General features: G+C 71.6%; 13 protein-coding genes. 6 read left to right on the forward strand and 7 right to left on the reverse strand.

Translation table 11 applies throughout. The annotated features are described in order from the left end of the window. Positions 1 to 26 precede the first annotated feature (26 nt). Genes ACIBQ8_RS14095 through ACIBQ8_RS14105 form a run of 3 tightly spaced genes read left to right on the forward strand, consistent with a single transcriptional unit; the run spans position 27 to position 2,175 of the window. Positions 27 to 380, forward strand: a complete 354-nt coding sequence (locus tag ACIBQ8_RS14095; RefSeq protein WP_397192084.1) for a YrdB family protein — start codon at positions 27 to 29, stop codon at positions 378 to 380. 2 nt (positions 381 to 382) lie between these two features. Then, the gene (locus tag ACIBQ8_RS14100; RefSeq protein ID WP_397192085.1) at positions 383 to 1,294 is read left to right on the forward strand and encodes an NAD-dependent epimerase/dehydratase family protein; all 912 of its coding nucleotides are present in this window, start codon (positions 383 to 385) and stop codon (positions 1,292 to 1,294) included. Next, entirely contained in the window at positions 1,291 to 2,175 is an 885-nt protein-coding gene (locus tag ACIBQ8_RS14105) for a Gfo/Idh/MocA family protein (RefSeq protein WP_397175616.1), read from the forward strand. The genes ACIBQ8_RS14100 and ACIBQ8_RS14105 overlap by 4 nt, the downstream gene beginning before the upstream one ends. Here the strand turns inward: ACIBQ8_RS14105 and ACIBQ8_RS14110 are convergent. The 4 genes from ACIBQ8_RS14110 to ACIBQ8_RS14125 all read right to left on the reverse strand — a co-directional run bounded on the left by ACIBQ8_RS14110 (position 2,159) and on the right by ACIBQ8_RS14125 (position 6,560). Then, entirely contained in the window at positions 2,159 to 2,983 is an 825-nt protein-coding gene (locus ACIBQ8_RS14110) for a trypsin-like serine peptidase (RefSeq protein ID WP_397175617.1), read from the reverse strand. The genes ACIBQ8_RS14105 and ACIBQ8_RS14110 overlap by 17 nt on opposite strands. Positions 2,984 to 3,054: 71 nt before the next feature. Further along, on the reverse strand, positions 3,055 to 4,059 hold the full coding sequence (locus ACIBQ8_RS14115) for an acetamidase/formamidase family protein (protein WP_387672540.1): 1,005 nt from the start codon (positions 4,057 to 4,059) through the stop codon (positions 3,055 to 3,057). Beyond that, positions 4,056 to 5,423, reverse strand: coding sequence for an APC family permease (locus tag ACIBQ8_RS14120; protein WP_397175618.1), 1,368 nt, complete (start codon positions 5,421 to 5,423; stop codon positions 4,056 to 4,058). Before ACIBQ8_RS14120 ends, ACIBQ8_RS14115 begins: the two co-directional genes overlap by 4 nt. A gap of 57 nt (positions 5,424 to 5,480) precedes the next feature. Next, positions 5,481 to 6,560: a substrate-binding domain-containing protein gene (locus ACIBQ8_RS14125; RefSeq protein ID WP_397175620.1), complete on the reverse strand. Its 1,080-nt coding sequence runs from the start codon at positions 6,558 to 6,560 to the stop codon at positions 5,481 to 5,483. Positions 6,561 to 6,611: 51 nt separating this feature from the next. Between ACIBQ8_RS14125 and ACIBQ8_RS14130 the strand changes: the two genes are divergently transcribed. Then, positions 6,612 to 7,097 (forward strand): MarR family winged helix-turn-helix transcriptional regulator, encoded by a 486-nt coding sequence (locus ACIBQ8_RS14130; RefSeq protein ID WP_397192086.1) that lies wholly within the window; start codon positions 6,612 to 6,614, stop codon positions 7,095 to 7,097. Here ACIBQ8_RS14130 and ACIBQ8_RS14135 read toward each other — a convergent pair. The 3 genes from ACIBQ8_RS14135 to ACIBQ8_RS14145 all read right to left on the reverse strand — a co-directional run bounded on the left by ACIBQ8_RS14135 (position 7,066) and on the right by ACIBQ8_RS14145 (position 9,121). Next, entirely contained in the window at positions 7,066 to 7,548 is a 483-nt protein-coding gene (locus ACIBQ8_RS14135) for a cupin domain-containing protein (protein ID WP_397175624.1), read from the reverse strand. The two genes, ACIBQ8_RS14130 and ACIBQ8_RS14135, sit on opposite strands and share 32 nt — an antisense overlap. A gap of 28 nt (positions 7,549 to 7,576) precedes the next feature. Then, entirely contained in the window at positions 7,577 to 7,771 is a 195-nt protein-coding gene (locus tag ACIBQ8_RS14140; RefSeq protein ID WP_397175625.1) for a hypothetical protein, read from the reverse strand. 72 nt (positions 7,772 to 7,843) lie between these two features. Then, positions 7,844 to 9,121, reverse strand: a complete 1,278-nt coding sequence (locus ACIBQ8_RS14145; RefSeq protein WP_397192087.1) for a Glu/Leu/Phe/Val dehydrogenase — start codon at positions 9,119 to 9,121, stop codon at positions 7,844 to 7,846. 240 nt (positions 9,122 to 9,361) lie between these two features. Between ACIBQ8_RS14145 and ACIBQ8_RS14150 the strand changes: the two genes are divergently transcribed. Together ACIBQ8_RS14150 and ACIBQ8_RS14155 are read left to right on the forward strand one after the other, a co-directional pair. Continuing rightward, positions 9,362 to 10,891, forward strand: a complete 1,530-nt coding sequence (locus tag ACIBQ8_RS14150) for an alkaline phosphatase D family protein (protein WP_397192088.1) — start codon at positions 9,362 to 9,364, stop codon at positions 10,889 to 10,891. A gap of 9 nt (positions 10,892 to 10,900) precedes the next feature. Next, entirely contained in the window at positions 10,901 to 11,617 is a 717-nt protein-coding gene (locus tag ACIBQ8_RS14155) for a class I SAM-dependent methyltransferase (RefSeq protein WP_397175631.1), read from the forward strand. Positions 11,618 to 11,655: the final 38 nt, after the last annotated feature.

Here is an 11,655-nt window from a genome sequence, read left to right on the forward strand (position 1 = left end):
ACAGCGCACCCCCTCAGGAGATCTCCATGCTCGCCCTCGCCAAGAACGCCAACGCCGCCCTGATGTTCTTCCTGGAGCTCGGCGTGCTGGGCGCGGTGGCCTACTGGGGCTTCACGCTCAGCCCGAACTGGGCGATCAAGCTCCTGGCGGGGCTGGGCGGCCCGGCGCTGTTCATCGCCGCGTGGGCGCTGTTCGGCGCGGGCGGCGGCGCGAACGCCACCATCCCGCTCACCGGCCTGGCCCGCGTCGGGCTGGAGATCGTCTGGTTCGGCGGCGGCGCGCTCGCGCTCTACGCCGCGGGCCGGGTCACCCCGGCGATCGTCTTCGCCGCCGTCTTCGTCGTCAACGCGCTGCTGCGCGTCATCTGGAAGCAGGTCTGATCATGGGTAAGCACGTCGTCGTGGGGTCCGGCCAGGTCGGCTCGCACCTGGCCGCCAAGCTCGCCGCGCAGGGGCACGAGGTCGTCGTCGTGACCCGCTCGGGCCGCGGGCCGGAGGGCACGGTCAGGGTGGCCGCCGACGTGGCCGACCAGGCCCGGCTGTCCGAGCTGGCCAAGGGGGCCGACGTCCTTTACAACTGCGTCAACCCGGCCTACCACCGGTGGCTGACCGACTGGCCGCCGATGGCCGCCTCGTTCCTGGCCGCCGCCGAGTCGAGCGGGGCCGTGCTGGCCATCCTGGGCAACCTCTACCCGTACGGGCCCGTCTCCGGCCCGATGACCGAGGACCTGCCGCCGGCCTCCACCACCCCCAAGGCCCGGGTGCGGGCCAGGATCTGGCACGACGCGCTGGCCGCCCACCGCGAAGGGCGGATCAGGGTGACCGAGGTGCGCGGCTCGGACTTCTTCGGCCCAGGTGCCACCGACCAGTCCCACCTGGGCACCCGCTTCATCCCCGCGCTCAAGGCCGGCCGGACGATCCGGCTCGTCTTCCCCGCCGACGTCCCGCACAGCTGGACCTACCTGCCGGACGTGGCCGACGCCCTGATCACCGCCGGCGCCGACGAGCGGGCCTGGGGCCGCCCGTGGCACGTGCCCACCAACGACCCGATGACCTTCCGCGAGGTCGGCGCCCGGATGGCCGCCCTGCTGGACCTGCCGGAGCCCAGGATGACCACGCTGCCGTGGCCGCTGCTGCGGGCGTCCGGGCTGTTCTCGCCCATGATCGGCGAGCTGCGGCACGTGCGCTACCAGTTCACCGCGCCCTATGTGCTCGACTCCTCGGCGTTTCAGCAGGTCTTCGGCGTCGCGCCTACGCCGGTGGAGGCCGCGCTGAAGGCTACGCTCGACGGATGAAGATAGCCATGATCGGCCTGGGCGACATCGCGGAGAAGGCGTACCTGCCCGTGCTCGCCGCCCAGTCCCTCGACCTCCACCTGTGCACCCGCAACACCGCGCGGCTCGACCGGCTCGGTGACGCCTACCGCGTCGCCGACCGGTCCACCAGCGTCGACGAGGTGATCAAGGCGGGGGTCGACGCCGCGTTCGTGCACGCCGCGACCGAGGCGCACCCGGAGATCGTCGAGCCGCTGCTCAGCGCGGGGATCCACGTCTACGTCGACAAGCCGATCGCCTACAGCCTGGCCGAGTCCGAGCGCCTGGTGCGCCTGGCCGAGTCCGAGGGCAGGTCGCTGATGGTCGGGTTCAACCGCCGCCACGCCCCCGGCTACGCGGGGCTCATGGCCCTTCCGCGTCATCTCGTGCTGATGGAGAAGAACCGCGACAACTACCCCGACGCGCCCCGGCGGGCCATCTTCGAGGACTTCATCCACGTCGTGGACACGCTCAGGTTCCTGGCCCCCGGCCCGGTCACCGAGACCAGGATCCGCACCCGCGTCCGCCGCGACCTGCTCGAACACATCGTCCTTGAGCTGTCGGGCGCCGGGTTCACCGCGATCGGCGTCATGAACCGGGTCAGCGGCGCCGCCGAGGAGACCTGCGAGGTCATGGGCGACGGCATCAAGCGGCGGGTGGTCAACCTCGGCGACGTCCTCGACTACGAGGGCGGCGAGACGCTCACCAGGCGGCCCGACTGGGTGCCGGTCGCCCGGCAGCGCGGCATCGAGCAGATCTGCCAGGAGTTCCTGCTCGCGGTCCGCGAGGGCCGGGTGATCACCGCCGACGACGCCCTGATCACCCATGCCATCTGCGAAGAGGCCGTCAGCCAGGCTTCCTGACCCGCATCGACTCGTCGGCCCTGGCGAACATCCGGTCGAACGTCGTCCCGCCCAGCCGGGCCAGCACCGTGTAGCCGTCGGTGTCGCTCAGCGGGCTGGAGGAGGAGACCACGCCCGCCACCGAGTCGCCGTACAGCACCGGGCCGCCGCTCCCCCCGGCGGCGGCATGGCAGTTGCGGGTGACCATCAGCCCGGGGCCCACCGTCGAGCCCTCGACCGCGTCGCCCAGGCAGCGGTACATCTGCGTGCCGGGGTAGCGCTTGCCGGCCGGGTAGCCGAGCAGTTCCAGCCCGCGCAGCCCGGCGCCGCGGCTCGTGCGCAGAGGCGGCAGGCCCTGGCCGACCACGTCCTCCAGCGGGCGCCTGCCCTTGACGACCCCGACCAGGCCGACGTCGTACGGCAGCACGTCGGGGGAGTCGGGGTTCGCCCGCCAGCGGTCCGGCGCCCACGTGCGCACCGCGGACCAGACGCCGTGCCGCGGGTTGCCCCTGTCGAACCCGGGCATGAAGACCAGCCGCTTGAGCGGCCGGCCGTCGTGGTAGAGGCAGTGCGCGGCCGTCAGCACCAGGCTGCGGCTGCGCGAGCCGATGACCGCGCCGCCGCACCACACGTCGGTGCGGGTGACGGGGTCATGGCCGAGCAGCACGCCGGTCAGCCGCCGCGCCCCCGTGTAGGGGCGCGGGACCGGCGCGTAGCCCAGGCGGTCGCCGTCCGGGGTCAGCACCTGGGGGACGGGGACGCTGCGCTGCGCGACATCGGTGAGGCCAGCCGGATCGAGCAGGACCAGAGACAGTACCAACCTGAGCACTTTCCCACTCTACGGGGAAGATGATCAATGCTCTGACCTGCGACACCAAGGTTTACCTAAGTGGGGGATTGTCATGCGTCGTACTGGGCGCCCAGGGCGCGCAGGCGGGCGTGGGCGTCCTCGTACACCGATGGGGCGCCCAGGTAGGTCTTGGGCAGCTTGGCGACCATGGTGTAGTTGGTGTCGCACACGTTCCCGACCGGCGCCTGGCCGGCCTGGCTGACGAGCTGGTACGCGTCCAGCGTGTCGAGCCCGGTCAGCTCCGAGGTCCAGGTCACCAGGTCGTGCTGGCTGATGCGGTAGGCGTCCTCCAGGGGCCTGGCCGAGCCGGTGGACATCAGGTGCAGGTCGTCCTCCAGCCGGGGCCACGGCGTGGCCACGCCCTTGATCAGCTCGACCGCGACCACGGTGTTCATGGCCGACTCCACGGCCGTGCCGCAGACCTCGCCGTGCCCCTGCAGGCCGTGGCCGTCGCCGATCGAGAACATGCCGCCCTCGACGTTGACGCCCAGGTAGACGGTGACGCCCGCGCGCAGCTCGGGGGTGTCCATGTTGCCGCCGTGCGCGTCGGGGGTGATGGTCATGCGGGCCTCGTTCGCGCCCGGGGCCACGCCCACCGTGCCGTGCATCGGGTCGAGCGGCAGCGCCACGCTGAAGTCGCTGTTGCGCGCGTGGTAGACGGCCACGCCCTTGTCCACGTCGATGTCGTAGCGCCAGACCCGCTCCTCCAGCGGCGGCTGGAGCGTCGCCGTGGTGTGGGTGCCGGTCAGCGCGCCGAAGTGCGGGAACGTGGTGGAGACCGCCCAGTCGCGGGCCGGGGTGATCTTCACGAAGTGCAGCGCCAGCGTGTCGCCCGGCTCGGCCCCCTCCACGTGGAAGGGACCGGTGACGGGGTTCAGGTACGGGAACTCGCAGACCCGCGACGGCAGGTCCTCCACGGTCCGCACCCGGCCGCCGAAGCAGTCCTCGGTGTACAGCTCCAGCACCGTCCCGGGCCGGACCCTGCCCAGGGCGGCACGGCCGCCGAAGGTGTAGCTGAGCTCCTCCGGCGTGGGGTGGTAGGAGACGACGTTCACTTGACCTCCGAGGGGAGAACGGGCCTGCGGCCGATCAGATAGCTGACGCCCAGGACGGCGAGACCGACCGCCAGCCAGATCAGGCCGACCGTCTGGGTCACCAGTTTGGTGTTGTACACCACGGCGGCCAGGACGAGGAAGCCTATCGCCGGCGCGATCAGATGGGCCCACACGTTCCCGCTGCGCCTGCGGAAGAAGTGGTGGACGACGACGGCCACGTGCAGGATCAGGAAGGCGGTCATCGCGCCGAAGTTCACCAGCTGGCTGAGCAGGGCGATGCCGTCGTCACGGCTGTTCATGTAGAGGCCGATGCCCAGCGACAGCACGGCGACCGCCAGCGTGGCGTTGACCGGCACCTGGTGCTTGGGGTGGACCTTGGCCAGGAACGAGGGGAGCATGCGGTCGCGGGCCATCGCGAACAGCAGCCGCGAGGTGGCCGCCTGGGCGACCAGCGAGTTGGCGAAGCCCCACGCGATCGCGGTGGCGACGGCGGTCAGCACGCTCAGCCAGTGGCCGCCGGCGAACTCCGCCATGCGGTAGAAGGCGTCGCCGTTCGGGTCGCCGGCCTTGATCAGCTGGGCGCGGTCGGGCATGAGCAGCGCCGCGACCCACGTCTGCGCCACGAACAGCACCGCGGCCAGTGCGAGCGCGGCCACCATCGAACGGCCGAGCCGCCGGCCGTCCTCCTTGTTCTCCTCGGCGAGGGTGGAGATGCCGTCGAAGCCGAGGAAGGACAGCACCGCCGTGGCCGCCGCGCCGAACACCAGCGTCCAGTTGAACGCGGAGGACTCGAAGATCGGCGTGAGCGCGCCCGCCTGGGCCTTGCCCTGCGCCAGGGCGATGCCGCCGACCACCAGGAAGATCGCCAGCACGGCCAGCTCGGCGACCAGCATCACCCGCGTGATGCGCGCGGTCATCTGGATGCCCATGTAGTTGACGGCCGTGTTGAGCAGCACGAAGATGACCAGCCAGCCCGACACCGGGATGCCCGGCACGAACGAGTTCATGGCCAGGCTGGCGATGAGGTAGAGCAGCGACGGCACCAGGATGTAGTCGAGCAGGATCGCCCATCCGGCGATGAACCCGACCGGCGCCGAGATGCCGCGCCCGGCGTAGGTGTAGACGGAGCCGGCCATGGGGAACGCCTGGGCCATCTGCGAGTACGACAGCGCCGTGAACGCCATGGCGACCAGGCCGATGATGTAGGCCAGCGCGACCATGCCGCCGGACGACTGGAACACGCCGCCGAAGATGCCGAACGGTGCGATCGGCACCATGAAGATCAGGCCGTAGATCATCAGGTCGGCGAAGCCCAGAGAGCGTTTGAGCTCCTGGCGGTAGCCGAACTGCTCAACGGTGCTCATGTTGCGCGGCTCCTTGGTGAGGTTGGGGGGCGTTTCGCACCTTAGAGCCAAAGCTTTCTAGTGAAAAGGTTTCTCAAGCAAGAAATCCAGGCCGTCCGCCCTGCCGAGGTGCACCGTGCGCCGCACCTGCCGGTTCAGCAGCGTGAGCGGGCCGCGCGCGCTGACGATCGTGGTGCCGTCGGCCACCGCGTCGAGGGCGGGGACGGCCAGGCTGCCCGCCCGTGCCGACAGGGCGGCGAGCATCGCGACGGCCTCGTAGCAGCCCTGGCCGTGGGCGTTGAGCATGGGGGCGTGCGGGCCGAAGCGTTTGGCGTACCGCTCGGCGAAGTGCAGGCTGGCCTCGGTCGGCAGGTCGCGGAAGTAGCCCATCGACGCGTAGAGCTCGCCGGTGCCGTCGCCGCCGATGCCGAGCAGGCCGTGCTCCTCCAGCGCCCCGCACAGCCGGGCCGCGCCGAGGCCGGCGGCCGCGTAGGCCCGGTTGAAGGCGACCAGGTCGCTGCCGATCAGCGTGAGCAGGATCGCGTCGGGGCGGGCGTCGGCGATCCGGCCGAGCCAGGAGGCCGCCCCGCCGTACCGGACGAACGCCTCGCCGACGACGGTCGCGCCGCGCGCGCGCAGCCGGCGGCGGGCGCCCGCGTGCACCAGGCGCGGCCAGACGTAGTCGTTGCCCAGCAGGTACCAGCGGCGCGCCCGGTGGACGCTGACCAGCCACTCGATGCCCGGTTCGAGCTGCCTGCCGGGGGTCTCGCCGAGGAAGTAGACGCCCGGCGCGTGCCCGCCCCCCTCGTACGGCGGCGCGTACACGAACGGGACCCGCCCGCCGATGGCCGCGACCACGTCGATGCGCACGTCGCTGGCGTGCGTGCCCACCACCGCCTCGACCGTGCCGGACGCGACCAGGCCGGCCACCTCGGCCGCCACCTCGCGCCCCGGCCGCCCGCCGTCGATCAGCACCAGCTCGATCCGCCTGCCGAGCACGCCGCCCCGGGCGTCGACCTCCTCGGCGGCCAGCACCGCGCAGTTGATCGCGCACGGCCCCACCAGCCCGAGCACCCCCGACACGGGCACGACCAGGCCGATCCGGACCGCGTCCGAGGGGATGAGCCGGGCCTCGAAAGGATCGACGATGGCCGCCACGCCGACGAGTATCCTCCGAACTAGCTCTCCGGTGAAAGGACCTGATGTGTCATGGCTAAATCCGGGCTGGGGTCCTCACTCGCGTACGTGCTCAGCCGCGCCGAACGCGAGGTCACGCGCGGCCTGGCGGCGACCCTGGCCGGCGAGGACGTCACCGTCGAGCAGTGGCGCATCCTGCGCGCGCTGGCCGACGGGCGCGGCCACTCGATGGGGGAGCTGGCCGAGGCGGTGCTCATGCCGCACCCGACGCTCACCAAGGCGGTCGACCGGCTGATCGACCGGGCGCTGGTCCACCGGGGCGCGTCGGCGGGCGACCGGCGGCGGGTGGCGGTGTTCCTCGCCGACCGGGGGCGCGACCTGCTGGCCCGCGTCGACGGCGCGGTGGCCGACCATCACCGGGCCATCGCCGCCGCGTTCGGCCAGGAGCGCACCGAACGGCTGATGCGCGAGCTGGACGAGCTGGCCGCCGCCCTCGACCGGGCCTCCGCTCAGCCGCCGGGCCCGGTCAGTCCAGCCAGTACGTGTCGTGGCGGATGAAGAACTCGGCCTTCTCCTCCTCGCTCTTGCCGGCCAGGTCGAGCAGCCCCTCGAAGTAGCCCTCGCGCGGAGCGCCGGGGGCGAAGTGCAGCAGCATGGTCGCGGGCTCGCCCGACTCGTTGCGGAAGGCGTGCACGCCGCCCTCGGGCACGTGCACCCAGTCGCCGGGGCGGGTGTCGATCCAGCGGCTGCCGTCGTAGATCCGCACCGATCCGTCGAGGACGTAGAACGACTCGGAGATCGACTTGTGGAAGTGGGGGCTCGGGCCGGACGGCTCGGGCCCCATCACCCAGCGGTAGAGCCCGAACTGGCCGTTGGTGGTGGCCCCGGTGGCCAGGTAGTGGACGGTGTTGCCGCTCGGGTAGGTCAGCTCGGGGGCGTGCTCGTAGGGGCGGTACGTGGCGGACAGCTCGCCGGTGTCGCCCGGATAGCGCGGTTCCGGATAGGTCATGAGGCCATCCTGCCCGACCCGCCCCCGATCAGCTCTCGCGGTTCTTCCTGTCGTGGTCGGACCACAGCAGCAACGCCAGGCCCGCGACCGCGAGGCCCAGGTAGGCCGCCAGGGGCAGCTCCACGAACCGCCCCACGAACCCCCACTCCGTGTCGAACCAGACGCGCCCGGCGAACCCGCCGAGCCCCTGGATGATGGCCATGACCCCGATGAAACCCCTCATGACCCCGACCGTCGCAGAACGGGACCCGCCCCGGCATCCGACCTTGGGCGGGTCACGTGCGACCAAAGTAGGTCAGGGGTACAGGCCCCGCATGCTGTGGGCCTCGGCGACCCGGCCCACGCCGATCACGTGCGCCGCCTCCCGCAGCGTCAGCCCGCGCTCGGCGGACATCGACTTGACCTCGGAGAAGGCGCCCTCCATCAGGTCGCGCAGCTTCACCTCGACCTCGCGGGAGCTCCAGGAGAAGGCCTGCATGTTCTGCACCCACTCCAGGTAGGACACGATCACCCCGCCCGCGTTGGCCAGGATGTCCGGCACGACGGTGGTGCCGTTCGCGGCCAGGATCTCGTCGGCCTCCGGCGTGGTGGGGCCGTTGGCGCCCTCCACGATCAGCCGGGCGCGCACGCGGGGCGCGTTCGCCTCGGTGATCACGCCTTCGAGCGCGGCCGGGACGAGCACGTCCACGTCCAGCTCGAACAGGTCGTCGTGGGCCATCGCGTCGGCGTGCGGGTAGCCGGCCACGCCGCCGGTCTCGGCCACCCAGGCGCGCACGCGGGCGACGTCGAGGCCGCCGGGCGCGTAGAGCGCGCCGGTGACGTCGGAGACGGCGACGACCTTGCAGCCCTCGTCGGACAGGTACTGCGCGGCCAGCGCGCCCACCTTGCCGAAGCCCTGCACGGCGACCGTGACGCCCTCCGGCGAGCGCCCGAGGGCGGCCAGGGCCGCGATCTGCACGCCGCGCGAGGTGGAGCCGGTGCGGCCGAGCGAGCCGCCGAGCGTCATCGGCTTGCCGGTGACCACGCCGGGCACCGAGTAGCCGGCGTTGACGCTGTAGGTGTCCATGATCCAGGCCATGGTCTGCTCGTCGGTGCCGACGTCGGGGGCCGGGATGTCCTTCTCCGGGCCGATCAGCGGCAGGATCTCGTTGACGTAGCGGCGGGTGAGCCGTTCGAGCTCGATCGTGGTCAGCGCGCCCGGGTCCACGGCCACGCCGCCCTTGGCGCCGCCGTACGGGATGCCGACCAGCGCGCACTTCCACGTCATCCACATCGCCAGGGCGGTGACCTCGTGGATGTCGGTGCTGGGATGAAAGCGGATGCCGCCCTTGGCCGGGCCGCGCGAGACGTTGTGCTGGACGCGGAAGCCCTGGACGACGTCCATGCGCCCGTCCTCGCGGCGCACCGGGACCGAGACGGTCAGGGAGCGGCGGGGCGTGGCCAGCATCGTGCGGAGGCCGTCGTCGAGCCCGAGGTGGGCGGCGGCCTGGTTCAGTTGGTGAAGAGCGGAGTCGAGCGCCTGTTGACCAGGTGTGATCAGCGCCGGCGTCTTTGACGGCACCATGATGCTCATGGTCGAGTTTCCTCCTGTATGCGCGCCCATTTTGTGGGAGAAGGCGCCGTTGCCTTCCCTCTTGGGCGTGTTGTCTCGATCATCCTAGGCGGGGCAGTTTGACCTTGCCTAGGCTATGAAGGCATATCCAAGCCGTTGATCAACGTGCTGGGAACGTGCCACTCTGGCAGGCTATCGAGCGAGAGTGTGCCGAATCGTCGAAAACCGGAGGGTTGGATGCCCGCACTCGTGGTTGGGCCGATGTTGCGTCACGTCGACTCGGTCAGTGCCTCGATCTGGGTGGAGACCAGCGAGCCCTGCACGGTCACCGTCGAGACGGCAGGCGGGGCTTATCGGTCGCCCACCTTCACCGTGCACGGTCACCACTACGCGATCGTGGATCTCGTTGACCTGTCCCAGGATATCGCCTCCTATTCCGTCAGCCTCGACGGGGACCAGGTCTGGCCCCTGGCGGGTCGCCCGGCCAGCCGGGTGCGGCTGCTGCCCGCCGAAGGGCCCCGCAAGCTGGCGTTCGGGTCGTGCCGCACGAGCGTGCCGCACGACTCGGCGCACGTCCGCACCCACGGCGACGACGTGCTGCGCGCCTACGGCGTGAGCCTCATGCGCGCCGGCGAGGAGGAGTGGCCCGACCTGCTGCTGCTCCTCGGCGACCAGGTCTACGCCGACAGCCCCTCGCCCCAGATGCTCGACTACATCCACGCGCGCAGGACCACCGAGCCGCAGGGCGAGATCGCCGACTACGAGGAGTACGCCGAGCTCTACCGCCAGGCCTGGACCGACCCGGAGATCCGCTGGCTGCTGTCCACCGTGCCCACCGCCATGATCTTCGACGACCACGACCTGCGCGACGACTGGAACACCTCCCAGCCCTGGCGGGAGAAGATGGCCCTGACGAGCTGGTGGCCGCGCCGCGTGGTCGCCGGGCTGGGCGCCTACTTCGTCTACCAGCACCTCGGCAACCTGACGCCGGCCGAGCGGGCGGCCGACCCGCTGGTGCGCGAGCTCACCGAGGGTGGCGGCGACGGCGGCCCGGCCCTCGACGCCTTCGCCGCCAAGGCCGACGCCGAGCCGAGCAGCAACCGCTGGAGCTACACCCGCGACCTCGGGCACACCCGGCTCATCATGATCGACACCCGGTGCGCCAGGCAGCTCACCCCCGGCGACCGGCGCATGCTCGACCCCGAGGAGTGGGCCTGGCTCCAGGAGCAGGCCGCCGCCCCGGCCGAGCGGCTGGTCATCGGCTCCTCGATCCCGTTCCTGCTGCCCGAGGGCGTGCACGGCGTCCAGAACTGGAACGAGGCGCTGTGCGACGGCAAGTGGGGCCGTACCGTGCAGCGGTGGTCGGAGCAGCTGCGCCAGGCCGTCGACCTGGAGCACTGGGCGGCCTTCCGGCGCTCGTTCGAGGACCTGGGCAGGCTGCTGGTCCGGCTCGGCAAGCCGGCGGTGATCCTGTCCGGCGACGTCCACTACTCCTACCTGGCCAAGGCCTCGGCCGGGCAGATCTACCAGGTCGTCTGCTCGCCGATCCGCAACCCGCTCAGCCGGTTGCTGCGCTGGGCCAACGTGCTCACCCAGTTCGGGCTGGCGACGCTGGTGGGCAGCCTGCTGGCGCGGCTGGCGGGCATCCCGCGGCCGCCGTTCCGCTGGCGGGTGACCAAGGGCCCGCTGTTCCAGAACGCGCTGGCCACGCTGACCTTCCCCGACACGATCACCTGGTACGAGTCGACGGGCGACGGTGTCAGGCCGATCGACTCGGCCCGGCTGGCGTAGAAATGACCTATGAATGACGATCAGTACTCCAGGGCCGTGCCGTTCTACGACCTGTGGCACGAGGACGGGCACGTCCCCCAGATCCGCGAGCTGCTCCCGCCCCTGCTGAAGGGGGTGCGGGGCGGCGTCATGGAGATCGGCGCGGGCACCGGCCTGATCACCGAGGTGATCGTGCGCGAGACGGAGGGCGAGGTGTTCGCCGTCGAGCCGGCGCTGGCCATGCGGTCGGTGCTGCTGTCGCGGCTGGCGGCCGACGAGGAGGCCCGGCGCCGGGTCACCGTGCTGGCCTGCGGGGCGCTCGACGTCGACGTCGACGAGCCGGTCGAGGCCGTCGTGATGATCTCGGTGTTGCAGGCGTTCCCGGCCGGGCGGCGGGAGGAGCTGTGGCGGGTGCTGGCCAGGCAGCTCGAACCGGGCGGGCTGCTGCTGTTCAACTGGCGCGAGCGGCCCGCGCCCACGCCCGGTGAGCTGGAGCTCATGGGGTCCTACCAGGTCGGGCGGCACGCCTACGAGGTCTGGGGCCAGGTGCTCGACGTCACCGGCGAGACCGTGCGCTCGCGTTTCCTCTACCGGGTCAGGCAGCGCGGCGTGGTGATCGGCGAGGACGAGGTGACCAGCGAGGCCCACCGGCCCGCCGGCGACCGGCTGGCCGCCGAGCTGACGGCGGCCGGGTTCACCAGGGACGAGGCCCCCGACGGCCTGTCCGCCTGGCGAAAGGCGACATAGCCAGAAAAAGGTGGAACCGGGCTTCCGGGTGCGGCCAA

It is taken from the genome of Nonomuraea sp. NPDC049646, from assembly GCF_044465525.1.
GTDB lineage: Bacteria > Actinomycetota > Actinomycetes > Streptosporangiales > Streptosporangiaceae > Nonomuraea.

What these genes read in the sequence shown, in the direction of transcription:
- ACIBQ8_RS14095 (WP_397192084.1), top strand. Translation starts at nt 27, where the DNA reads ATGCTCGCCCTCGCCAAGAACGCCAACGCCGCCCTGATGTTCTTCCTG.
- ACIBQ8_RS14100 (WP_397192085.1), top strand. Translation starts at nt 383, where the DNA reads ATGGGTAAGCACGTCGTCGTGGGGTCCGGCCAGGTCGGCTCGCACCTG.
- ACIBQ8_RS14105 (WP_397175616.1), top strand. Translation starts at nt 1,291, where the DNA reads ATGAAGATAGCCATGATCGGCCTGGGCGACATCGCGGAGAAGGCGTAC.
- ACIBQ8_RS14120 (WP_397175618.1), bottom strand. Translation starts at nt 5,423, where the DNA reads ATGAGCACCGTTGAGCAGTTCGGCTACCGCCAGGAGCTCAAACGCTCT.
- ACIBQ8_RS14130 (WP_397192086.1), top strand. Translation starts at nt 6,612, where the DNA reads ATGGCTAAATCCGGGCTGGGGTCCTCACTCGCGTACGTGCTCAGCCGC.
- ACIBQ8_RS14135 (WP_397175624.1), bottom strand. Translation starts at nt 7,548, where the DNA reads ATGACCTATCCGGAACCGCGCTATCCGGGCGACACCGGCGAGCTGTCC.
- ACIBQ8_RS14140 (WP_397175625.1), bottom strand. Translation starts at nt 7,771, where the DNA reads ATGAGGGGTTTCATCGGGGTCATGGCCATCATCCAGGGGCTCGGCGGG.
- ACIBQ8_RS14145 (WP_397192087.1), bottom strand. Translation starts at nt 9,121, where the DNA reads ATGAGCATCATGGTGCCGTCAAAGACGCCGGCGCTGATCACACCTGGT.
- ACIBQ8_RS14150 (WP_397192088.1), top strand. Translation starts at nt 9,362, where the DNA reads ATGTTGCGTCACGTCGACTCGGTCAGTGCCTCGATCTGGGTGGAGACC.
- ACIBQ8_RS14155 (WP_397175631.1), top strand. Translation starts at nt 10,901, where the DNA reads ATGAATGACGATCAGTACTCCAGGGCCGTGCCGTTCTACGACCTGTGG.